This is a genomic window from Sphingomonas sp. SRS2, from assembly GCF_000971055.1.
In the GTDB taxonomy this organism is placed as follows: domain Bacteria; phylum Pseudomonadota; class Alphaproteobacteria; order Sphingomonadales; family Sphingomonadaceae; genus Rhizorhabdus.
The window spans coordinates 17293-40414 of the sequence record NZ_LARW01000164.1; the positions used below are offsets into that span (position 1 = coordinate 17293).

Below are 23122 nucleotides of genomic sequence, written 5' to 3' on the forward strand. Positions count from 1 at the left end.
GGGGCACATGGACGATCGCGCTAACACGATTGCCGGCTGGGCGCTGGCGGGCGGCATTGCCGCACTAGGCCTCTCGATCCTCAGCGACGGCTATTTCCATTCTGAACGCCCGGAAAAGATGGGCTATGTCGTGGAGGGCGTCGAGGAAGAAGGCGATGCTGGCGGCGCTGTTGCCGAAAAGCCGATCGCCTTCTATCTGGCGAGCGCGGACCCCGCCAAGGGCGCGGACGTGTTCAAGAAGTGCGCCGCCTGCCACAACACCACCAAAGGCGGCCCGAACGCGCTCGGTCCGAATCTGTGGGGCGTGATGGGCGAAGCGATTGGCGCGGGTCATGGCGGCTTCCCCTTCTCCGATGCGCTGAAGTCGAAGGGCGGCAGCTGGGACTGGCAGAGCATGTCGGACTGGCTCAAGAGCCCCAAGGCGTTCGCGCCGGGCACCAAGATGACCTTCGCTGGCCTTTCCAAGCCTGAAGATCGCGCCAACATCATCGCTTATCTCAACCAGCAGAGCGATGCGCCCAAGCCGATGCCGGCGGTTCCCGCCGAAGCAGCACCGGCCGCCGAAGCAGGTGCTGCCGACAACGCCGCGGCCCCGGCCGAAGGTAATGAGGCGGCACCCGCGAACTGATCCGCCGCAAAGCCGAACCGAAAAAGCCCCGGAGCGTCGCTCCGGGGCTTTTTCCTTGTCTTCGGGGCTCGCCATTCCGTTTTTCGGCGGAATGACGATAATCGGGACAAGCTCCATCTGGGTCATTGACTTGCCGCAATCCATCTCTAGAGACGGCGGCGGGCCACGCTGTCCCAACGCAGCGCGTGCTCTCTGTGAGGAGAGTCTTAAATGACTGATTTTGAACGCCCGGCATCCAAGCCGGTACGACCCCATTTCTCTTCCGGCCCCTGCGCTAAGCCGCCGGGCTGGGCCCCCGAAAAGCTCGCCACCGGTTCGCTCGGACGCTCGCATCGTTCGAAGCTCGGTAAGGCGCGTATCAATCATGCGGTCGACCTGACCCGCGAGATCCTCGGCATTCCCGGTACCCACCGCATCGGCATCGTTCCCGGATCGGATACCGGCGCGGTCGAAATGGCGCTGTGGAGCCTGCTCGGCGCCCGCAAAGCGACGATGGTTGCCTGGGAAAGCTTCGGTGAGGGTTGGGTCACCGATGTCGTCAAGCAGCTGAAGATCGAAGCCGATGTGGTGAAGGCGCCCTATGGCACCCTCCCCGACCTCGGCGCGCTCGACCAGTCGACCGACATCGTCTTCACCTGGAACGGTACCACCTCGGGCGTCCGCGTCCCCAATGGTGCCTGGATCCGCGACGACCGCGAAGGGCTCACGATCGCCGACGCGACCTCGGCCTGCTTTGCCATGGACATGCCATGGGACAAGCTCGATGTCGTCACCTTCTCCTGGCAGAAGGTGCTGGGCGGCGAAGGCGCGCACGGCATCCTCGTCCTCGGCCCCCGCGCGGTCGAGCGGCTGGAAAGCTACACCCCGGCCTGGCCGCTGCCGAAGATTTTCCGGATGACCAAGGGCGGCAAGCTGATCGAAGGCATCTTCAAGGGTGAGACGATCAACACCCCGTCGATGCTGGCGATCGAAGATTATATTCACAGCCTCGAATGGGCGAAGCAGATCGGGGGTTTGACCGAACTGATCGCGCGCGCCGACGCCAACGCCGCCGCGCTCGACGCCTGGGTGCAGAAGACCGACTGGATCGACCATCTCGCCGCCGATCCGGCGTCGCGATCGAACACTTCGGTGTGCCTGAAGTTCGCGCCGCACGCGGTCGAGGGACTCGACGAGGATGCGCAACTGGCCCTCGTCAAGAAGATCGCCGGGGCGCTGGAGCTGGAGGACGCCGCGTATGACGTCGCCGGGTATCGCGATGCCCCTCCGGGCCTGCGGGTCTGGTGCGGCGGCACCGTCGACACTGCCGACATCGAAGCGCTCGGCCCCTGGCTCGACTGGGCCTGGTCGCAGGCCCGCATTCCGGCCTGACGGCCAACCTCACCCTTTCTCTTCATTTCAGCAAAAGCCGGAATCTCGCTCCCTTCTTACGACAACAGGGAAGCGGGATACCAATTTTGCGGGATGATTACCTAAAGAACAGGATTAAGAATCATGCCTAAGGTACTGATTTCCGACAAAATGGATCCGCTCGCCGCCCAGATTTTCCGCAACCGCGGGGTTGAGGTCGACGAGATCACCGGCAAGACAAAAGACGAGCTGATCGCGATGATCGGCCAATATGACGGCCTCGCCATCCGCTCCTCGACCAAGGTCACGAAGGAGGTTCTCGCCGCCGCGACCAAACTGAAGGTCGTCGGTCGCGCCGGTATCGGCGTTGATAATGTCGATATCCCCGCCGCCTCCGCAAAGGGCGTGGTGGTGATGAATACGCCGTTCGGCAATTCAATCACCACGGCCGAGCACGCAATAGCGCTGATGTTCGCTCTCGCCCGCGACCTGCCCGAGGCCGACAAGTCGACCCAGGCCGGCAAGTGGGAGAAGAACCGCTTCATGGGCGTCGAAGTGACCAACAAGACGCTGGGCCTGATCGGCGCAGGCAATATCGGGTCGATCGTCGCCGATCGCGCGATCGGCCTGCGCATGAAGGTCGTCGCCTTCGATCCCTTCCTGACGCCCGAGCGCGCAGTGGAAATGGGCGTCGAAAAAGTCAGCCTCGACGAACTCCTCGCCCGCGCCGACTTCATCACGCTCCATACGCCGCTGACCGAATCGACCCGGAACATCCTCTCGAAGGAAAATCTTGCCAAGACGAAGAAGGGCGTCCGCATCGTCAACTGTGCGCGCGGCGGCCTGATCGACGAGGCGGCCCTCAAGGCCGCGCTCGACAGCGGCCATGTCGCGGGCGCCGCGCTCGACGTGTTCGTCACCGAGCCGGCGACCGAATCGCCCTTGTTCGGCACACCGGGCTTCATCTCAACCCCACACCTCGGCGCATCGACCAACGAAGCGCAGGTCAATGTCGCGATTCAGGTGGCCGAGCAGATGGCCGACTTCCTGATGTCGGGCGGCGTCACCAATGCGCTCAACATGCCGTCGCTCTCGGCAGAGGAAGCGCCCAAGCTGCGCCCCTATATGGCGTTGGCCGAACATCTTGGCGGGCTGGTCGGACAGCTTGAAGGCGACGCGATCAAAGCCGTGGCGATCGAGGTCGAGGGCGCCGCCGCCGAGCTCAACCAAAAGCCGATCACCGGCGCGGTGCTCGCGGGTCTGATGCGCGTCTATTCGGACACGGTGAACATGGTCAACGCGCCGTTCCTGGCCAAGGAGCGCGGGCTGGATGTGCGCGAAGTGCGCCATGACCGCGAGGGCGATTATTCGACGCTGATCCGGGTCACGGTCACGACCGCCGAAGGACAGAAGTCGGTCGCCGGCACCCTGTTCGCCAATGCCGAACCGCGTCTCGTTGAAATCTATGGCGTCAAGGTCGAGGCCGACCTGACCGGCGACATGGTCTACATCGTCAATGTCGACGCGCCCGGCTTCATCGGCCGTCTGGGATCGACGCTGGGCGAGGCCGACGTCAACATCGGCACCTTCCACCTCGGCCGCCGCTCCGCGGGCGGCGAGGCGGTGCTGCTGCTCTCGGTCGATACCAAGGTCGACGACGCGCTGAAGGCGAAGATAGCCAAGCTGCCAGGCGTGAAAACCGCCAAGGCCCTGAGCTTCTGAACCAGATAAACTTCGCCCCGGCTGATGCCGGGGTGACGTTTATGTTGAACCGCGCTCCCGCGCCGCTATGAGCCTCTGCGCATGAGCATAGCCCCTGGCCTTTTGCCCGAAGGATTGCGTGACCGCCTGCCGCCACAGGCGGAGGCCGGGTCGCGGCTGCTTCACCGCGTGATCGTAGCGATCGGGCGGCATGGCTATGCGCGCGTCTCGCCCCCGCTCGCCGAGTTCGAAGAAGGGCTGGTTGCACAGCTCAAGTCGGCGGGTTCGCGCGACCTGCTTCGCTTTGTAGATCCTGTCTCGCAGCGCACGCTGGCGCTGCGTCCCGACATTACCGCACAGGTTGGCCGTATAGCCGTCACCCGCATGGGCCACCGCCCGCGCCCCCTGCGCCTCGCTTATGGCGGCCCCGTGCTCAAGCTGCGCGCGACCCAGCTCCGCCCCGAACGCGAGCTGACCCAGGCAGGCGCCGAACTGATCGGCACCGACAGCCTCGCCGCCGTCATCGAAATTTTGCGGGTCGCGGTCGAAGCATTGGAGGTTGCGGGCGTCACCGGAATTACCGTCGACCTTACCCTGCCCGACCTTGTTGAGACGCTGGCGGCGAGCGCGATGCCGCTGCCCGCCGACAAGATCGATGCGGTGCGCGACATGCTCGACGCCAAGGATGCCGGCGGCCTCGCCAGCCTCGGCGCCAGCGCCTACCTGCCTTTCATCGAGGCCGCCGGCCCGGTCGCCCCGGCGCTCGCCAGGCTACGCGCCATTGCCGGGCCAAAGGCGCTCGATAAGCGGATCGAAGCGATCGAGGCGATCATCGCCGCGATCGGCTACAAGGTTACGCTGACACTCGACCCGACCGAACGCCATGGCTTCGAATATCAGCACTGGATTGGCTTCTCGCTATTCGGCCAGGGCCTGACCGGCGAGATCGGCCGCGGTGGAAGCTACACCATCCTTCATCCCGACGGGCGCGAGGAAAAGGCGATCGGCTTCTCGCTGTTCATCGATCCGCTGGTCGATGTTGGCCTCGGCGTCGTCGAACATGCCCGCGTCTTCCTGCCACTCGGCACTAATCCGGCGCTGGCCGCGACGCTGCGCGCCGACGACTGGATCACCATCGCCGCGCTGTCCGCCGAGGACGATGCGGCGGCGCTGGGCTGCACCCACATCCTGCGCGACGGCCAACCCGCCGCGCTCTGAACGAACGGAACTGCAATGGCGAACGTCACCGTGATCGGCGCCCAATGGGGCGATGAAGGCAAGGGCAAGATCGTCGACTGGCTCGCCGAACGCGCCGATGTCGTCGTGCGCTTCCAGGGCGGCCACAATGCCGGCCACACGCTGGTCGTCTCGGGCAAGACCTACAAGCTCAGCCTGCTGCCATCCGGCATCGTGCGCGGCACGCTGTCGGTGATCGGCAACGGCGTCGTATTCGATCCCTGGCATTTCCGCGACGAGGTGGCCAAGCTCAAGGAACAGGGGGTCGATATCACTCCCGAGAACCTCCAGCTCGCCGAAACCTGCCCGCTGATCCTGCCGATCCACCGCGATCTCGATGGTCTGCGCGAGGACGCATCGGGCGCGGGCAAGATCGGCACCACCCGGCGCGGCATCGGTCCTGCTTATGAAGACAAGGTCGGTCGCCGCGCCATCCGCGTCTGTGATCTCGCCCATCTCGACGATCTCGAACTCCAGCTCGATCGCATCTGCGCCCATCATGACGCACTGCGCGCCGGCTTTGGCGAGAGCCCGGTCGACCGCGACCGGCTCAAGGCCGATCTGGCCGAGATCGCCGACTTCATCCTGCCGTTCGCTAAGCCGGTCTGGCTGACGCTCAACGAAGCGCGCAAGAAGGGCCGCCGCATCCTGTTCGAAGGCGCGCAGGGCGTGCTGCTCGACGTTGATCACGGCACCTATCCGTTCGTCACCTCATCGAATACCATCGCCGGCACCGCTTCGAGCGGATCTGGCCTTGGCCCCTCGGCGGCGGGCTTTGTGCTCGGCATCGTCAAGGCCTACACCACCCGCGTGGGCTCCGGCCCCTTCCCGTCCGAACTTGAGGACGAGACCGGTCAGCGGCTCGGCGAGCGCGGCCGCGAGTTCGGCACCGTCACCGGGCGCAAGCGCCGCTGCGGCTGGTTCGACGCGGTGCTGGTACGCCAGTCGGCGGCGGTCTCGGGCATCACGGGTGTGGCGCTGACCAAGCTCGACGTGCTCGATGGCTTCGACGAGCTCAAGATCTGCATCGGCTATACGCTCGACGGCAAGACCTATGACTATCTGCCGCCGCATCCGCAGGATCAGGCGCGCGTCAAACCAATCTATGAGACGATAGCCGGTTGGAGCGAGTCGACTGCGGGTGCGCGTAGCTGGGCGCAGCTTCCGGCGCAGGCGATCAAATATATCCGCCGCGTCGAGGAGCTTATCCAATGCCCGGTCGCGCTCGTCTCGACGAGCCCCGAGCGCGAGGACACGATCCTGGTCAGGGATCCGTTCACGGATTGAGCAGCCAATCTTATCGCCATGCCAGCGAAGGCCGGCATCGCTGTCGTCACTGAGAGCTCAGCCTTCGCTGACGTGGCAGTTCATGGTCAGGCCGCGCTGGCCTTCATGTCGAGATACGGCTCGATCACGCCCATAGCGCGATCGACCCATGCCTGCTTCTCACCGACCGGCGCGACATAATGGAGAGCGTCGGCGGCGTCCGCTACGGAAGCGCCGCGTGCGATCAGCCACGCCGCGAGATAGTTGGATGCAAGGCATCCACCCGCCGTTGCGACGTTGTCATGGGCAACAAAGGGCGCATCGATCACGCTGACACCTGCTTCGATCACCCAGGGCTTCGTGGTCAGGTCGGTGCAAGCAGGCAGCGCACCGATCAGGCCCAGTTTCGCCAACAGCAACGTTCCCGAACATTGCGCGGCGATAAGCTGGCGCTTCGGGTCCAGCCCGATCCGCGCCAGCATCGCCGGATCATTGGCGATCTCGCGCGTCCGGATGCCGCTACCGATCACCACCGCATCAGCCATCGCGGCGAATTCGAGCGGCTGCTGACGGTGGATCGTCACTCCGTTCATCGACGTCACCGTCTCGCTGGGCGCGGTTATATGCGCCATCCACCCCTTCGGCCGCATCCGGTTGAGGATCGCCGCCGCCACGAAGCTGTCGAGCTCATTGAAGCCATCGAAGGTGAGAACGGCGATCTGCATCGGCGAGACACAGCAGCTTACAAGCCCCCACGCAAGTCGGCAGCCTCAGCCGCTGCTCAGGCCGTAGCCGGGATTCAGGCGGCGTCGCGGCGGAAGCAGTCAACGGCATGGTCGTTGACGATGCCAACCGCCTGCATCCACGCATAGACGATCGTCGGCCCGACGAACTTGAAGCCGCGCTTCTTCAAGTCCTTCGATATCCGTGCCGACAATTCGGTCTGCGCGGGCACATGGCGGCCGTCTCCGGTCAGCGGTGCGCCATCGGTAAAGGACCAGCAATATTCGGCGAAGTCTTGGCCGGCGTCGCGCATTGCCAGAAAGATGCGCGCACCCCCGATCGTCGCTTCGATCTTGGCGCGGGCGCGAACAATGCCGGAATCCGCCATCAGCCGCGCGACATCCTCATCGTCGAAACCGGCGACCTTCTCGGGATCGAAGCCGGCGAATGCGGCGCGGAACGCGTCGCGCTTGCGCAGAATGATGATCCAGGCGAGCCCGGCCTGAAATCCTTCCAGCATCAGCATTTCCCACAGCATGCGCGGATCGCGCTGCGGTACGCCCCATTCGGCGTCATGATAAGCACGCATCAGCGGGTCCGATTGCGCCCAGGAACAGCGCCCGGTCATGCTCCCGCCCTTTCCAGCAACGCCCGCGTCGCCTCGTCATGGCGCCCGTCGAACCAGCGATCGAGAGCAGCCTCGAACAGTCGCCCTCCGCCCGCCGCGGCGAACAGCGTCAGCGACGAGCGGAGCTTGAGCGCGTCGATCTCGCCGAACACCGTTTCCGCGGTGCCACCGTCAAGGTCCTGAAGCGCCTCGACGCAGCTTCGCAATCGCTCCCCTAGCAACCGATGATCGAGATAGGCACGCGCCTCTTCGATCGAGGCGATCGCATAATGCTGTGCCATCGCACTGCGGCCAAGGCCGGCAAGTTGGGGAAAGACGAACCACATCCAATGGCTGCGCTTCTGGCCACGCCGTATTTCCGCGAGGGCGGTGTCGAACACGGGATCCTGCGCGGTCACGAACCGCTCGAGATCGAAAGAAGAACTCATCACGATTGCCGCCTGTCCTCCTGTGCCCATCACATTTCCGCATCCGTCAAAGATGACGGCTGCTCCATAGAACATATAAGGAACACTGCCAAGACCGAGCTGCGGCGAAAAAGGTTAAGTGACGGCATCGGCCAGAATTGGCCGCTCCCGATCCCGTCATTCCGCCGTGGTTACCGTACCCGGTGAACCACGACCATCACCCCACTCAGCGGTTCCTGTCGGGTGAACCGCCGCCTGATCCCGTCCCGCCCCGGACGGCCGCCGCGCGGGACTCGGCGACATAGCGGCTCAGATCATGCCAGTCTTCGGATGTGGGTTGCGTTGAACGAGTCCGCGACCGCCCCGTCGCATGGATATGCTCATGCATAAGCCTCCCTCCTGTTGCGCCGCCGTAGCGACATTTTGGAGAATAGCCGCGAAACAACATGTTGCACGCAATTTCTTACACTTGGCCCTTAACCAATCGTCCCGGAATAGATCAGCGTCGCTTGGCGGCGCGCATCTTGCTATATTTGGAGGTCCGAGTGCCCGGCTTTCCGCCAGTCGCATGCGCCTTCACCGGCGCGCGATGCTCATCGACGGGAAGGCCGAGTTCTTCCTGCTCAAGCTTGCGGATTTCGTCGCGCAGGCGTCCGGCTTCCTCGAACTCCAGATCGGCGGCGGCGGCGCGCATCCGGGCCTCCAGATCTTCGATATAGCCGCGCAGATTATGGCCGACGAGATGGGGGCGATCTTCGATCCCGGTATCGACCGTCACCTGATCGCGCGACGCCAAATGGCCGACGATATCGGTGATGTTGCGGCGGATCGTCTCCGGCGTGATGCCATGCTCGATATTATAAGCTTCCTGCTTCTCGCGGCGGCGCGCGGTTTCCGCCATCGCGCGCTCCATCGATCCAGTAATACTGTCGGCATAGAGGATCACGCGGCCATCCACATTGCGGGCGGCCCGGCCGATCGTCTGGATCAACGACGTCTCCGAACGCAGGAAACCCTCCTTGTCCGCGTCGAGGATCGCGACCAGACCGCATTCGGGAATATCGAGGCCCTCCCGCAGCAGGTTGATGCCGACCAGTACGTCATAGACGCCCAGGCGCAGATCGCGGATCAGCTCGATACGTTCGAGCGTCTCGACGTCCGAATGCATGTAACGGACCTTGATCCCGGCCTCGTGCATATATTCGGTCAGGTCCTCAGCCATGCGCTTCGTCAGCGTAGTGACGAGCGAGCGATACCCCAGCTTGGCCGTCTCGCGCACTTCGAAGACGAGGTCGTCGACCTGGCTCTCGATCGGACGCACCTCGACCGGTGGATCGATCAGCCCGGTCGGGCGGATCACCTGCTCGGTGAAGACGCCGCCGGTCTGCTCCATCTCCCACCCGCCGGGGGTCGCCGAGACATAAACCGTCTGCGGGCGCATCACTTCCCATTCGGCGAAGCGAAGCGGCCGGTTGTCGATGCAAGACGGCAGGCGGAAGCCATATTCGGCAAGGGTGATCTTCCGGCGGTGATCGCCGCGAGACATGCCATTGATCTGGCCGATCGTCTGGTGGCTTTCGTCGACGAACAACAGCGCGTTTTCGGGCAGATATTCGAACAGCGTCGGCGGTGGCTCGCCCGGCATCCGCCCGGTCAGGAAGCGTGAATAATTCTCGATGCCCGCGCAGCTTCCCGTGGCGGCGATCATCTCCAGGTCGAAATTGGTGCGCTGTTCGAGCCGCTGCGCCTCCAGCAACTGGCCGCCGCCGACCAGTTCCTTGAGCCGTTCGGTCAGCTCGAAGCGGATCGCCTCCATCGCCTGCTTCATCGTCGGCCCGGGGGTGACATAGTGCGAATTGGCGAAGACGCGGACATAGTCGAGGCTTGCGGCCTTCTTGCCGGTCAGCGGATCGAACTCGACGATCTCCTCGATCTCGTCGCCGAAAAAGGACACCCGCCAGGCGCTGTCCTCATAATGCGACGGGAAAATCTCCAGATTCTCGCCGCGCACGCGGAAATTGCCCCGATTGAACGCGGCGTCGTTGCGCTTGTACTGGAGCGCCACCAGCTTACGGATGATCTCCCGCTGATCGACCGTTTCGCCCTTCTTCAGGTCGAAGATCATAGCTGAATAGGTTTCGACCGAACCGATGCCATAGAGGCAGGAAACCGAGGAGACGATCAGCACATCGTCGCGTTCGAGCAACGACCGGGTCGCCGAATGGCGCATCCGGTCGATCGTCTCGTTAACCGAGCTTTCCTTCTCGATATAGGTGTCCGACCGCGGGACATAGGCTTCGGGCTGATAATAGTCGTAATAGCTGACGAAGAACTCGACCGCATTGTCGGGAAAGAACTGCTTGAACTCGCCGTAGAGCTGCGCCGCCAGGATCTTGTTCGGTGCCAGGATCAGCGCGGGGCGCTGGAGCTGCTCCACCACCTTGGCCATCGTGAAGGTCTTGCCCGATCCGGTGACGCCCAGCAGCACCTGATCGCGCTCGCCCGCCTCGGCCTGCGCGACCAGTTCGGCGATCGCGGTAGGCTGGTCGCCCGATGGCTCATAGTCCGATACGATCCGGAACGCCTTGCCGCCCTCGGTCTTCAGGGGCCGTTCGGGGCGGTGCGGCACAAAGGCCTGCCCATTGTCGATGTCGGCGAGGCTGGTGCGGATCTGGATGGTCATGACATGGCATATGTAGGATAGGGAATGCGAATGTTCACCTTTTATCTTCCTTGCCGATGAGCCTGCTCGTTCTGCACGATCGCGACGGCCGCGCGGTCTTCGATGCGGAGGAGTGCCGCGCGGCGGGAAAGGCGCTGCATCCCCGCTATGCCGCCGCCCAGCCCTTTCCGCATGTCGTGGTCGACGACTTCCTCGATGTTGCTCTGCTCCGTGCCCTCATGAGCGGTTTTCCGGACAGCGACGATAGGCGCTTTTTCGACCGGGATCAGGAACGCTTCAAATATCAGATCGCTCCTGACGAGATCGCCGATACGGCGCTGCGCCGACTGTTGCTTGAACTAAACAGCCCGGCCTTCCTGGCCTTTCTTGCAGCGCTGACCGGGATCGACGGCCTGATCCCCGATCCCTATTTTGTCGGTGGCGGCCTGCACGAGACGCGCAGCGGCGGACATCTTTCGATCCATGCCGACTTCAACCTGCATGAACAGATGAAGGTGGAGCGGCGGCTCAACCTGCTCATCTACCTCAACGACGACTGGCCGGCCGCATGGGGTGGCGACCTCGAACTGTGGAACCGCGACATGCGCGCCTGCAAGGTAAAGGTAGCCCCGACGATAGGCCGCGCGGTCGTCTTCAACACCGATGCCGACAGCTTTCATGGTCATCCAGATCCGCTCGCCTGTCCGCCCGACCGCAGCCGCCGGTCGATCGCGACCTATTATTATACCGTGCCGCGCAGCGACGGCCCGGTACGCACGACCCGTTTCCAGGTTCGTCCGGGCAGCGGTGATCGCGCGGACCGTCGCATCGCGTTCGGCCATTTCGTCAACGACTGGGTGCCGGCGCGTCTCCAGCGCTATGCGCGGCGCTTGAACCCGTTCCGCTGACCGGGCTTGAACAGTAGCGGCCAGCCGCTAAGGATTTGCTGCGGCGAGGAGAAAAGCCCGATGAACAAGTGGACTGTGCTTCTACTGGCCGGACTGGCCGCTCCGGTAGCGGCCGAGGGCTTCGCCCCGGGCAAATGGCAGCATGAGACCAAGACGATCAGCGCCGAAGTGCCGGGCGTGCCGCAATGGGTGGTCAAGATGTTCGCCGGCAATAGCAGCCGCAAGAGCTGCCTTACCGCGCAACAGGCGGTGTCCCGTCCGGAGGCGCTGCTTACGCAGGATGACGCGGCGGTCTGTACCAAGCGCAAATTCTCGCTCGCGGGCGGCAAGATAATCTACGACACCTTCTGCACCAACAAGCGGTTTCCGGAAGGCCTGCTCGTCGCCTCGAAGGGCAACTACACCGCCGACAGCTATGAAATATCGACCCTGACGACCGGCACCAAGGAAGGCGAGCCGGTCAGGATCGTGACGACCGGCGCCGGCCGCCGCACCGGAGCGACATGCAAATAACCGAACCGATCGACCTCGACGCCTATCTCACGCGCATCGCCATTGGCGTCGCGCCCGACGCCGATGCCGTTGGGCTGGCGGCGGTTCAGCGCGCGCATCGCCTGGCTATTCCATTCGAAAATCTCGACGTGAGGCTGGGGCGCGGAATAAGCCTCGATCCCACCCATGTCTTCGACAAGCTCGTCCACAAGCGCCGTGGCGGCTATTGTTTCGAGCAGAACCAGCTTTTCCTGCGCGCCCTCACCGCAATCGGGTTTGACGCACGACCGCTGCTCGCCCGGGTCTGGCTGATGGCGGTCGACATCCCGCCCCACACGCACACGCTGAACCTCGTCCGCATCGATGGAGAGGACTGGATCGCCGATGCCGGCTTCGGGGGCAGCTATTCGCCACCGATGCGGCTGATCGACGGCGCGGAGACGACCGCGCCCGATGGCGCGCAGTTCCGGCTGTCGTTGACCGACGATCTCGGCTGGCTGCTCGAACGGCGGGCAGATCCGGCACTGACCGACGGACGAGCTGTCAGCGCCGACTGGCAGGCGCAGTACAGCTTTACGCTGGAAAATGTCGCCGGGATCGACCTGGAAATGTCGAACCACTGGACATCGACACGCCCCGATACATTGTTCACCACCCGCTCGGTCGTCAGCCTCTGCCTGCCCTCGGGCTTCGCCTCGCTGCTCGACCGGCACTATACCCGCCGCAATGGCGACCAGCATGTCGAAGCCGATATCGAAAGCCCCACCGCTTACCGGCTACGGCTCAATATCGTCTTCGGAATCGCCGTCGACGACGTCGAAATCGGTGGGCTGGGGCTGTTTTGAGCGCAACGCGCCCCCGCAACGCCGTCCGGTCGGTCGTCGGTGGATCGCTTGGCAACCTCGTCGAATGGTACGACTGGTACATCTATTCGGCCTTTGCGCTCTATTTCTCGAAAAGCTTCTTCCCCAGCGACGATCCCACCGCGCAACTCCTGTCGACCAGCATCGTCTTCGCCATCGGCTTCCTCATGCGCCCGCTCGGCGGCTGGCTGCTCGGCGTCCTGGCCGATCGCTATGGCCGCAAGAGCGCGCTGACCTGGTCGATCACGCTGATGTGCGCGGGGTCGCTGATCATCACCTGCACCCCGACCTATGCCTCGATCGGCATCTGGGCACCGATCCTGCTCACACTTGCGCGCATGGCGCAGGGGCTGAGCCTGGGCGGCGAGTTCGGCACCGCCGCAACCTATCTGGTCGAGATCGCCCCGCCCGAGAAGCGCGGCTTCTGGTCGAGCTTCCAATATGTCACGCTGATCGCTGGCCAACTGCTCGCGCTTGCGTTGCTGCTATTGCTTCAGTTCGTCTTCCTGACCGAGGCACAGCTTGAAAGCTGGGGCTGGCGCGTCGCCTTCGCGACCGGCGCGATCCTGGCTGTCAGCGTCTTCTGGCTGCGGCGCGGGATCGACGAGACCCCAGACTTCCTCGAAGAGGGCGGCGCCAAGCGCAAAGGCGGCCTGATGACCTTGATCCGCGAGCAGCCGAAACAGGTGGCGCTGGTGTTCGGCCTGTCGATCGGCAGTAATGTCAGCTTCTACGCCTTCACCACCTATATGCAGAAATATCTCGTCGCGAGCGCCGGTTTCGCGAAGAGCGACGCTTCGTTGATCTGCTCGGGCGCGCTGATCTTCTACATCGTCATCCAGCCTATCCTCGGTGCGCTGTCCGACAAGATCGGCCGCAAGCCGCTGCTATACTGGACGTGGATCGCCGGCGTGCTGGCGACCGTGCCGCTGTTTACCGCGATCGGGGCGGCGCAGAGCATGCTCAGCGCCTTTCTCCTCATCTGCCTCGCCTATCTGATCATCTCGGGATCGAGTGCTACCAGCGCCGTCGTGAAGGCCGAACTGTTTCCGCCGCATGTCCGCGCCCTGGGCGTCGGCCTGCCCTATGCGATCAGCCAGGCGATCTTCGGCGGAACGGCGGAGTCGGTCGCGCTGTCGTTCAAGGCGGCGGGGATCGAGTCCGCCTTCTTCTGGTATGTCGCCGGTTGCATGGGGGTCGCGCTGATCACCACCCTGTTCGTGCCCGAGACACGCTGGCCCGGCGGCAAGCCCAAGCGCGCGGCATAGGCGATGTGCGTCCTCGCCCTCGCCTGGCGAGCGCATCCACGCTGGCAACTGGTGGTCGCCGGCAATCGCGACGAATATCACACACGCCCCGCCGCCCCGCTTGCGCGCTGGGAAGACGTGCCGCACATCCTCGCCGGCCGGGATCTGTTGTCTGGCGGCACCTGGCTCGGCGTGTCGGAGCAAGGCCGCTTCACCGTCGTCACCAATCTGCGCGGTTACGGACTGCCCGAGGAAGGCCGCCCGTCGCGCGGCGCGCTTGTCACCGGCCTGCTCGGCGGCGCTGATCCGGATGCAGTGGCGATCGATGCCTACAACCCGGTCAACCTGATCAGCATCGACGGCGACCGCGCCCACTTCCTGTCGAACCGGCCCGAAACGCTCCGCACCAACCTGTCCCCGGGCCTCTACGGCCTCTCCAACGGCACCCTCGACGAGCCCTGGCCCAAGACACTGCGGATCAAGTCGATGCTGCTCGACTGGCTGACCAGAGACGCCGATCGCCCGGAACTGCTGCTCGATGGTCTGCGTGAGGAAGTGCTGCCCGACATCGGCCTTGACCCGGCGACGCCATCCGACGTGCCGCAGGAACCCAGTCACAGCCCAATCTTTATCCGCAACCCGGTCTATGGGACGCGGTGCAGTTCGGTGGTGGCGATCGATGCGGACGGCCGGGGAATATTCGTCGAGCGGCGATTTTCGGCCAACGGGGATGCTATTGGCGACGAGGCGCTGTCGTTTGACTGGTCGATCAGCGCCAATGTCTGACGAGGGGTGGTTAGCTGCCGTTGTCTAGTCGTCGATTTCGACGCGAACGCATGCGCGAAAGCCGCCAGTTTCACCCTCCTCGCGGTGCCAGACCTCGACCACATTGTAGTAGCTAAAATACCCGCCCACATCCTTGGAGATGTATTCCCCTCGTCTGGGTAAGAACGGGAAATCGCCTTGAAAGAGGGGCGTCATCTCGTCTTTTCCAAACACCTCGACAGTCGGCATGGCGGTCTCCTCACACAGTCCTAAACTGATCCCATGATCTCTGCTATGGGTCGGCAGCCGCCATTCGATCCGATTTGGCGCAGAAGTTCCGATGTTAGCTGGCCGGCTTGGCAATCCGCAAACCGTCGCTTCGTCATTATCCGCCGATAGACCTGCGTCGCATCAGCCTCTAAGGGCGGGAGCGCATGCGCCGGGCGTTGGAATCATGGCTACCTGACCAGCCGCCCGAGATCGTCCGGCGTCGCGCCATCGGCGTGGCCGCGGTGGTCATCGTCCATATGCTCGGTTTTCTGCTCGCCTTCCTGATGTCGCCACCCTTCGACCTGAAGAAGCGCGAAGCCGAGCTGAAGGATTTTCGGCTGATGACGCTCGCCGAGGAGAAGGTCGCGCCCAAGCCTAAGCCACGCGCCAGCGCGGCGCAGAAGAAGAAGGTCGTCACCGAAACGCCCCCGCCGCCCGAACAGCCGGTCGCCCTGCCCTCGCCCCTGCCAATGATCATGGTCAGCCGCGACGTCTTCGCGTCGTCGGACATCTCGCGCATACCGACGCGCCGTAGCGAGGGCGCGCCGAGCGTGGGCGAGAGCACAAGCAATGGCCGGGACGACGGCCCCGGCGAAGGCCCCGGCGGCGAGCGGCTCTACGATCCCGACTGGTACCGCGAGCCGACCGACGCCGAGATGGCCTATTATATGCCCAAGGGCGCGCCGCGCAGCGGCTGGGGCCTGATCGCCTGCCGGACGGTCCCCGATTTCCGGGTCGAGGATTGCCGCGAGCTGGCCGAATCTCCCTCGGGGTCCGGCATCGCCCGCGCGGTGCGCCAGGCCGCCTGGCAATTCCGCGTGCGGCCCCCGCGCATTGGTGGCAAGCCGGTCATGGGGGCCTGGGTGCGCATTCGCTTCGACCTGACGGTCGGCGTCAAAAAATAGGCATCATGGCACCATCCAGCCGACACCCGGCTCGGTGGTGATAAAGCGATCAGCCGCGATGCCAGCGGCCATCACGCTCTTCGCCAATTCGCCGCGCGGCGCATCTGCGGCTTCGTCGGTCAGCTGGAATGTGCCCCAGTGGATGCCCAGCGCATGGCGCGCGCTCAAGGTTCTGAATACCGACACGGCCTGCTCCGGATCGATATGATTGCCGCCGAATATGTCGCGCGGATGATAGGCCCCCACCGGCAGGATCGCCAGACGGAACGGCCCATGGCGCGCCGCGTCGCGCGGCCAGGCACCATCGCCGAAGCCGGTGTCGCCCGCGAAGAAGACATTCCCGCCCGGCAACGTCACGGTAAATCCGCTCCACAGCGCGCGGTTGCGATCCTGTCCCCATCGCGAGCCCCAGTGATGGACACGCTCGACAATCACCGAGACGCCGGGTTTGACCGGCACCATCCCGTCCCAGTCGCGCGTGGCGGCAACGATGCCATATTCCTTCAGGATCGCCTCATTACCCAGGCTGGTGACGATCAGCGGCCGGTCGCGGGTCCACAAGCGTTGGAGCGTCGGCAGGTCCATATGGTCATAATGATTGTGGCTGATCAGCACGACGTCGATTTTCGGAAGATCTTCAAAGCGCACGCCGGGCGCCCGCACCCTGCTGGGGCCGACCATGTTCCACGGCCCGGCGACATCCGACCATATCGGATCGGTCAGGATGTTGAGCCCCTGTGTCTGCACCAGCGCGGTCGCATGGCCGATCCAGGTGACACGCATCGCCCCGCCCGCCACACGGGCGGGCGGCCGCGACGGGCGCACCGCGATGCTTTCCGGCCAGCCCGGCGCAGCCTGACCCGTGATCATGCCCCATAGCCGCGACAGGAGGAACTTGCGCGGGACCTGTGCAGACTCACCCTCAGGGTTAAAGAAGCGCTGCCCGTCGAAATGACCGCTGACCGGCCCGCGATAATAGACACGGTCGAGATAGAGCGGGCTCGCGACATAAGCGGCGGCGATAAGCACCGCCAGTGCCGCGATGATTCCCCCCGTCCATTTTGCCATCCGCTTCATTGCCTGCCTCCCGACCCCGCGCCATGATGCCACGATGCGTCTCGCCATTCCGTTGATCCTGCTCGTGGCCCTCTTTGCACAGGATGCACGCGCCGAGCCACAGCTTCGTCCGCCCGCGGCGGCTGTCCGGCTGGACTTCACGCGAGACCGCCTCGGCACGGCTTGGACTCAGGGTGTTGCCGACCGCGCGACAGGCCGCGCCGTGACCGCCGATGACCCGGTACGCATCGCTTCCATCTCCAAGCTGGTCGTGGCGCTGGGCGTGATGCGGCTGTCGAAGCCGGGACGGTCGATCTCGATCGCGACGTGTCAGCTTGGCTAGGCTGGCCCGTGCGTAACCCGGCATTCCCCGACAGGGTGATTACCCTGCGCCTGCTGCTCTCGCACCGTGCGTCGCTGACCGACGCCGCCGACTATGTCCTGCCCTTCGATCAATCGGTGCGCGACAAGCTCGCCGACCCGAAGGCGTGGGATCGCGAGCATGCCCCGGGCAGCTTCTATCGCTACGCCAACCTCAACTTCCCGCTGATCGCGTCGGTGATGGAGCGTGCGACCGGGGAGCGTTTCGACCGGCTGATGGCGCGGCTGGTAATCGATCCGCTCGGCCTCAAGGCCTGCTTCAATTGGGCAAGCTGCGACGACGCCACCATCGGCCGCGCGGTCACGCTATACGGCGCAGACGGAGCGCCTCTGCGTGACGATGATCATGGTGTCCGCCCCGGCTGTCCGATCGTGCCCGCCCGGGACGGCAATTGCGATCTCGCGCGATGGCAGGCCGGTTTCAACGGAGCGAGCTTCTCCCCGCAAGGTGGCCTGCGTATCTCAATGCGCGATCTCGCCCGTATCGGGCAGCTGCTACTGAACCGGGGCCGCGCGGACGGCACGGCCTTCCTGTCGCCCGCCTCGATCGATCTGCTGCTCGCGCCCGTCTGGACCTATGACGGCAGCAATGGCGTAACCGGCGAGACGACGCCGGGCACGATCTGCCGCTATGGTCTGGCGACCCAGACGCTCGCCACGAAGGCGGAGGGTTGCCGTGAAGACCTGTTCGGTGACGGCATCCCCCGTGTCGGCCACGCCGGCGAAGCCTATGGCTTGCGCTCGGGCCTGTGGATCGACCTGAAGGCCGGCACCGGGATCGCCTATTTCGTCACCGCCGTGGCGGACGACGCACCACTTGGCCCGAAAACGAACTTCAGCCAAGCCGAGGTCGAGATAGCGCGCGAGCGCTAACTCAAACCCCTTCGAGCAGCTTCTCGCGGGCGATCTTCTCGCGCCACACCAGCGGCGCGGTGTGGTGGACGCTCTCGCCCGTCGCATCGACAGCAACCGTCACCGGCATGTCGCGCACGTCGAACTCATAGATCGCCTCCATGCCGAGATCATGGAAGCCGACCACCTCCGCGCCCTTGATCGCGCGCGCGACCAGATAGGCCGCGCCGCCGACCGCCATCAGATAGGCCGCCTTGTGCTTCCTGATCGACTCGATCGCCGTGGGCCCGCGCTCGGCCTTGCCGACCATGGCGATCAGCCCGGTCTTCTCGAGCATCATGTCGGTGAACTTGTCCATGCGGGTCGCGGTGGTCGGGCCCGCCGGGCCGACCACCTCGTCGCGCACCGGATCGACCGGGCCGACATAATAGATCACCCGGCCCTTGAACTCGACCGGAAGCTCCTCGCCCTTCGCCAGCATGTCCTGAATGCGCTTGTGCGCGGCGTCCCGGCCGGTGAGCATCTTGCCGTTGAGCAGCAGGCGATCGCCGGGCTTCCAGCTCGCCACCACTTCCCGGGTCAGGGTGTTGAGGTCGACGCGGATTGATTCCTTCGACGGCGCCCATTCGACCTTCGGCCATTCGTCGAGGTTCGGCGGATCGAGGAAGGCGGGGCCCGAACCGTCGAGATGGAAATGCGCATGGCGCGTCGCCGCGCAGTTCGGGATCATCGCGACCGGCTTCGATGCAGCGTGGGTCGGATAGTCAAGAATCTTGACGTCGAGGATGGTCGAAAGCCCGCCCAGTCCCTGCGCACCGATGCCCAGCGCGTTGACCTTGTCGAAAATCTCGATGCGCAGCTTCTCGATATCGTTCTGCGCCCCGCGCTGCTTGAGCTGCGCCATGTCGATATCGCCCATCAGCGATTCCTTGGCCATGGTCATCGCCTTCTCGGCCGTTCCGCCGATGCCGATGCCGAGCATGCCCGGCGGGCACCAGCCGGCGCCCATCTTCGGGATCATCTCCAGCACCCAATCGACGATCGACTCGCTGGGATTGAGCATCGCGAATTTGGATTTGTTCTCCGAACCGCCGCCCTTTGCCGCGACAGCGACCTCGACATGATGGCCTGGCACCATCTCGACATTCAGGACCGAAGGCGTGTTGTCCTTGGTGTTGACGCGGCTGAAGGCCGGATCCTTCAGGATCGAGGCGCGCAGCCGGTTCTCGGGATGGAGATAGGCGCGGCGGACGCCTTCGTCGACGACCTCCTGCAGGCTCTTCTCGCTATCCAGCATGCACTGCTGGCCCCATTTGATGAAAACGGTGACGATGCCGGTGTCCTGGCAGATCGGGCGATGGCCCTCGGCGCACATCCGGCTGTTGGTCAGGATCTGCGCGATCGCGTCCTTGGCGGCCGGGCCCTGCTCGGCCTCATAAGCCACGCCGAGCGCCTTGATATAATCCATCGGGTGATAATAGCTGATATATTGGAGGGCGTCGGCGACGCTCTCGATCAGGTCGGCTTCCTTGATGATGACGGTCATGGCCCCGGCTCCGATAATGCTGCCCCTGTTGGAGAGCACATAGCCCCGAAAGCGCGCAGCGGCAGCCCCAAAAAGACTTTTCATGTCGGTGGAAATAGTATCATTTGTTGCTATATCTGGCGAATGCTCAAGACGGATCAGAATATTCCGGCCGCTCTTCCACCGGGCGCCGCAGCCGACTGGACAGTCGATCAGGCGTGGGAAAGCTACACGCCAGACGATCATGCGACATGGAACACCCTGTTCGCACGCCAGTCCGCCATGCTGCCCGGCCGGGTTGCGCCGGCTTTCCTGGAGGGTCTCGAACTGGCGGGGCTGTCGCGACCCGGCATCCCGAACTTCACCGAACTGTCCGATCGGCTGATGAAGGCGACCGGCTGGCAGGTGCTGGCCGTCCCCGGGCTCGTTCCCGAGGATGTCTTCTTCGATCATCTCGCCAACCGCCGCTTCGTCGCCGGACGCTTCATCCGCGCCCCCGAACAGCTCGATTATCTGCAGGAACCCGACATCTTCCATGATGTCTTCGGCCACGTCCCCCTGCTCGCCCACCCGGTGTTCGCCGATTACATGCAGGCCTATGGCCGGGGCGGCCTTCGCGCTCTGGAACATGGCGCGATCGACCGCCTCGCGCGGCTCTACTGGTACACGGTAGAGTTCGGACTGATCCGCGACGGCGATGCCCTGAAGCTCTACGGTGCGGGCATCGTCTCCTCCTATGGAGAATCCCGATTCGCGCTCGACGATCCGTCGCCCAACCGAATGGGCTTCGATCTCAAGCGGGTGATGCGCACCCGCTATCGGATCGATGACTATCAGCAGAATTATTTCGTGATCGACAGCTTTGACGATCTGCTCCGCCAGACCATCGAAACCGATTTCGCGCCGCTCTACGCCGAGATCGCGCCTCAGCCCGACTATGAACCGGGCGAAATCGCGCCGGGCGACAGGGTGATCACACGCGGCACTCAGGCCTATGCTCGCGACCGGGAGAAGACCGTCTAGGCTGCCGTCCGGCGCCGCAGATCCTCGACGCAGCGCTCCGCCGTCTTCCCGTCCCAAAAGTCGGGCCGCTTGCGATCCTGCCTGGGTTCGGCAAGCGCGGCGAGCAGGCGATCGAGGAGGCTGTCCGCGTTGACAAGCTGGGCGGTGCCTTCGCTGATCGTGATCGGCCGCTCGGTATTCTCGCGCAGCGTCAGGCACGGAATGCCGAGATAGGTGGTTTCTTCCTGGATGCCGCCGGAATCGGTGATCACCGCTGCCGCACCCGCGACCAGGCTCATGAAGCGGACATAGGCCGCCGGACCGACCAGAGTAATTCCCGCCGCCTCCAGCCGCGCCATGCCGGCGTCGCCCAGCCGCTGTTTCGTGCGGGGGTGAACCGGGAAGATCAACGGCAGGTGCACCTGCACCGCGATCAACGCCTCGACGAGGCGTTCGAGCTGCTCGGGCACGTCGACATTGGACGGGCGGTGAAGCGTCACCACGCCATAGCCCCCTGCCGTGTGGCCAAGCTCGCCCGGATAGTCCGCAGCCTCGATCGCGGGACGGACCAGTTCATAGCTGTCCATCATGATATTGCCGACGCGGGTGATCCGTTCGAGCGGGATGCCCTCCATGATCAGATTGGCGTCGGCGTCTGGCGAAGGCGTCCACAGCACGTCGGCGAGCACATCGGTGACGAGGCGGTTCAATTCCTCGGGCATGTCGCGGTCACGGCTGCGCAGCCCGGCCTCGAGATGGACGATCGGGATGCGCAGCTTGCCCGCCGCCATCGAGGCCGCAGCGGTCGAATTGACGTCGCCGACGACGATCAGCCAGTCGGGCCGCTGCTCAATCGCGAGCTTCTCATAGGCTATCATCACTTTGCCGGTCTGTTCGGCATGACTGCCCGATCCGATGCCGAGATGATGATCGGGCGCGGGCAGGCCCAGATCGGTAAAAATATCGTCGGACATCGCCGCATCATAATGCTGGCCGGTATGGACGATCACCGGAAGGAAATCCTCGGTGGCCTTCAGCGCATGCCACAACGGCGCGACCTTCATGAAATTGGGCCGTGCGGCGGCGATCAGGTGGACAAGCGCGGGTTTGGACATCTCAGCCTTACTCAATGATCGTGATGGTCGTGCGCGGCTGGACCACAATCGCGCTGCTCGTCGGCGCAAGCGCCCTGTTCGATCTGGAAGGTCGAATGGCCGATGCGGAATTCTTCGCGCATCAGCTGGGCCGTCTGCGCCAGGAATTCGTCGCGGCTGCGCCCGTCGGGCATCAGCAGATGCGCGGTCAGTGCAACTTCGGTGGTGCTGGTCGGCCAGATATGGACATGGTGAACCGCCGTCACGCCGGGCAGACCGGCCAAACGCGCGGTGACGGCGGCGGGATCGATCCCGCCGGGCACGCCGTTGAGCGACATGGTCAGCGAGTCACGGAACAGGCCCCAGGTGCCGACGACGATCACTGCGACGATAATCAGGCTGATCGCCGGATCGATCCACAGCAATCCGGTCTGCGCCACCAGCAATCCTGCCACGACCACCCCGGCAGACACGCCTGCATCCGCCGCCATGTGAAGAAAGGCCCCGCGGATGTTGATGTCATGCTCGCCGCCGCGCAGGAACAACAGAGCGGTGCCCAGGTTGATGACGATGCCGATCGCCGCGACCGCCATCATCATGCCGCTCTCGATGGGGGCGGGGTTGAAGAACCGCTGGATTGCGCCCAGCGCGATCGCGCCGCAGGCGATGAGCAGGAAGACCGCGTTGAACAGCGCCGCGAGGATCGACGAACCCCTGAGGCCATAGGTGAAGCGTTCGCTCGGCGGGCGTTTCGACAGCGCATAGGCCGCCCAGGCCATCAGCAGGCCCAGAACATCGGACAGGTTGTGGCCAGCGTCGGCGATCAGCGCCAACGATCCGGAGAGCAGTCCCGCCGCGCCCTCAATGATGACGAAGCCGAGGTTGAGCGTCACCCCGATCGCGAAGGCGCGACCGAGTTCGGCGGGAGCGTGCGAATGGCCGTGATGGCCGTGGCTGCCATGCCCGTGATCATGCGCATCGCCCGCATGGTGATGATGATGGTCCGCCATTGCCGCAGCCAAGCCATAGCGCTTCGCCAAAGGCAAGGGCGCTATCCGATTCGCACCGATTCGCGCCGTAACGAGCGACCAGGACGGCATCGCCCCATCGGCGTTTTCGCCCGTTTTCAGGGCACTCCGGGCCTCTGCGGGGATAGACTGC

At 64.4% G+C, this 23122-nt stretch carries 21 protein-coding genes and 1 pseudogene; 13 read left to right on the plus strand and 9 right to left on the minus strand.

What is annotated here, in order from left to right; translation table 11 throughout:
- Window positions 1-7: 7 nt before the first annotated feature.
- The 5 genes from WP12_RS22890 to WP12_RS22910 all read left to right on the plus strand — a co-directional run bounded on the left by WP12_RS22890 (window position 8) and on the right by WP12_RS22910 (window position 6202).
- On the plus strand, window positions 8-628 hold the full coding sequence (locus WP12_RS22890) for a c-type cytochrome (protein WP_046195955.1): 621 nt from the start codon (window positions 8-10) through the stop codon (window positions 626-628).
- A gap of 210 nt (window positions 629-838) precedes the next feature.
- A complete protein-coding gene (locus WP12_RS22895; RefSeq protein ID WP_046195956.1) occupies window positions 839-1999 on the plus strand; it encodes a phosphoserine transaminase in 1161 nt (386 codons plus the stop codon).
- A gap of 123 nt (window positions 2000-2122) precedes the next feature.
- Window positions 2123-3700, plus strand: a complete 1578-nt coding sequence (gene serA, locus WP12_RS22900; protein ID WP_046195957.1) for a phosphoglycerate dehydrogenase — start codon at window positions 2123-2125, stop codon at window positions 3698-3700.
- 81 nt (window positions 3701-3781) lie between these two features.
- Window positions 3782-4897 (plus strand): ATP phosphoribosyltransferase regulatory subunit, encoded by a 1116-nt coding sequence (locus WP12_RS22905; RefSeq protein ID WP_046195958.1) that lies wholly within the window; start codon window positions 3782-3784, stop codon window positions 4895-4897.
- A gap of 15 nt (window positions 4898-4912) precedes the next feature.
- Window positions 4913-6202 (plus strand): adenylosuccinate synthase, encoded by a 1290-nt coding sequence (locus tag WP12_RS22910; RefSeq protein ID WP_046195959.1) that lies wholly within the window; start codon window positions 4913-4915, stop codon window positions 6200-6202.
- A gap of 86 nt (window positions 6203-6288) precedes the next feature.
- Here WP12_RS22910 and WP12_RS22915 read toward each other — a convergent pair whose 3' ends face one another.
- The 4 genes from WP12_RS22915 to uvrB form a co-directional block, all read right to left on the minus strand.
- A complete protein-coding gene (locus WP12_RS22915; protein WP_046195960.1) occupies window positions 6289-6906 on the minus strand; it encodes a DJ-1/PfpI family protein in 618 nt (205 codons plus the stop codon).
- A 74-nt stretch (window positions 6907-6980) separates the two neighbouring features.
- Window positions 6981-7532 (minus strand): DNA-3-methyladenine glycosylase I, encoded by a 552-nt coding sequence (locus WP12_RS22920; RefSeq protein ID WP_046195961.1) that lies wholly within the window; start codon window positions 7530-7532, stop codon window positions 6981-6983.
- Complete coding sequence (locus WP12_RS22925; protein ID WP_046195986.1) at window positions 7529-7960, minus strand: DUF1810 domain-containing protein; 432 nt, start codon at window positions 7958-7960, stop codon at window positions 7529-7531. The genes WP12_RS22920 and WP12_RS22925 overlap by 4 nt, the downstream gene beginning before the upstream one ends.
- A gap of 478 nt (window positions 7961-8438) precedes the next feature.
- A complete protein-coding gene (gene uvrB, locus WP12_RS22930) occupies window positions 8439-10622 on the minus strand; it encodes an excinuclease ABC subunit UvrB (RefSeq protein WP_046195962.1) in 2184 nt (727 codons plus the stop codon).
- A 56-nt stretch (window positions 10623-10678) separates the two neighbouring features.
- On the opposite strand from uvrB, the gene WP12_RS22935 reads away from it, so the two are divergent.
- The 5 genes from WP12_RS22935 to WP12_RS22955 are packed head-to-tail and all read left to right on the plus strand — an operon-like array spanning window position 10679 to window position 14897.
- Window positions 10679-11509 carry a 2OG-Fe(II) oxygenase gene (locus WP12_RS22935; RefSeq protein ID WP_046195963.1) on the plus strand — a complete coding sequence of 277 codons (831 nt, stop codon included), beginning with the start codon at window positions 10679-10681 and terminating at the stop codon, window positions 11507-11509.
- Window positions 11510-11569: 60 nt separating this feature from the next.
- Window positions 11570-12022, plus strand: coding sequence for a DUF3617 domain-containing protein (locus tag WP12_RS22940; RefSeq protein WP_046195964.1), 453 nt, complete (start codon window positions 11570-11572; stop codon window positions 12020-12022).
- Window positions 12013-12846, plus strand: coding sequence for an arylamine N-acetyltransferase family protein (locus WP12_RS22945; protein WP_046195965.1), 834 nt, complete (start codon window positions 12013-12015; stop codon window positions 12844-12846). The genes WP12_RS22940 and WP12_RS22945 overlap by 10 nt, the downstream gene beginning before the upstream one ends.
- Window positions 12843-14132, plus strand: coding sequence for an MFS transporter (locus WP12_RS22950; RefSeq protein WP_046195966.1), 1290 nt, complete (start codon window positions 12843-12845; stop codon window positions 14130-14132). The genes WP12_RS22945 and WP12_RS22950 overlap by 4 nt, the downstream gene beginning before the upstream one ends.
- Window positions 14133-14135: 3 nt before the next feature.
- The gene (locus WP12_RS22955; RefSeq protein ID WP_046195967.1) at window positions 14136-14897 is read left to right on the plus strand and encodes an NRDE family protein; all 762 of its coding nucleotides are present in this window, start codon (window positions 14136-14138) and stop codon (window positions 14895-14897) included.
- Between the two features lie 24 nt (window positions 14898-14921).
- On the opposite strand, the gene WP12_RS22960 is transcribed toward WP12_RS22955, so the two are convergent.
- Window positions 14922-15125, minus strand: a complete 204-nt coding sequence (locus WP12_RS22960) for a hypothetical protein (RefSeq protein WP_046195968.1) — start codon at window positions 15123-15125, stop codon at window positions 14922-14924.
- Window positions 15126-15310: 185 nt separating this feature from the next.
- Between WP12_RS22960 and WP12_RS22965 the strand changes: the two genes are divergently transcribed.
- A complete protein-coding gene (locus WP12_RS22965; RefSeq protein WP_052730589.1) occupies window positions 15311-16051 on the plus strand; it encodes a hypothetical protein in 741 nt (246 codons plus the stop codon).
- A 3-nt stretch (window positions 16052-16054) separates the two neighbouring features.
- On the opposite strand, the gene WP12_RS22970 is transcribed toward WP12_RS22965, so the two are convergent.
- Window positions 16055-17128 carry an MBL fold metallo-hydrolase gene (locus WP12_RS22970; RefSeq protein WP_052730590.1) on the minus strand — a complete coding sequence of 358 codons (1074 nt, stop codon included), beginning with the start codon at window positions 17126-17128 and terminating at the stop codon, window positions 16055-16057.
- A 34-nt stretch (window positions 17129-17162) separates the two neighbouring features.
- On the opposite strand from WP12_RS22970, the pseudogene WP12_RS22975 reads away from it, so the two are divergent.
- Window positions 17163-18361: pseudogene (locus WP12_RS22975) on the plus strand (serine hydrolase domain-containing protein).
- Between the two features lies 1 nt (window position 18362).
- Here the strand turns inward: WP12_RS22975 and WP12_RS22980 are convergent.
- Window positions 18363-19886, minus strand: a complete 1524-nt coding sequence (locus WP12_RS22980) for a fumarate hydratase (protein WP_046195969.1) — start codon at window positions 19884-19886, stop codon at window positions 18363-18365.
- 123 nt (window positions 19887-20009) lie between these two features.
- Here WP12_RS22980 and phhA point away from each other — a divergent pair, with 123 nt between their 5' ends.
- Window positions 20010-20888, plus strand: coding sequence for a phenylalanine 4-monooxygenase (gene phhA / locus WP12_RS22985; RefSeq protein WP_046195970.1), 879 nt, complete (start codon window positions 20010-20012; stop codon window positions 20886-20888).
- On the opposite strand, the gene wecB is transcribed toward phhA, so the two are convergent.
- Together wecB and WP12_RS22995 are read right to left on the minus strand one after the other, a co-directional pair.
- Window positions 20885-21982, minus strand: a complete 1098-nt coding sequence (gene wecB / locus WP12_RS22990) for a non-hydrolyzing UDP-N-acetylglucosamine 2-epimerase (RefSeq protein ID WP_046195971.1) — start codon at window positions 21980-21982, stop codon at window positions 20885-20887. The two genes, phhA and wecB, sit on opposite strands and share 4 nt — an antisense overlap.
- Before the next feature lie 11 nt (window positions 21983-21993).
- Window positions 21994-22971, minus strand: coding sequence for a cation diffusion facilitator family transporter (locus WP12_RS22995; protein WP_046195989.1), 978 nt, complete (start codon window positions 22969-22971; stop codon window positions 21994-21996).
- Window positions 22972-23122: the final 151 nt, after the last annotated feature.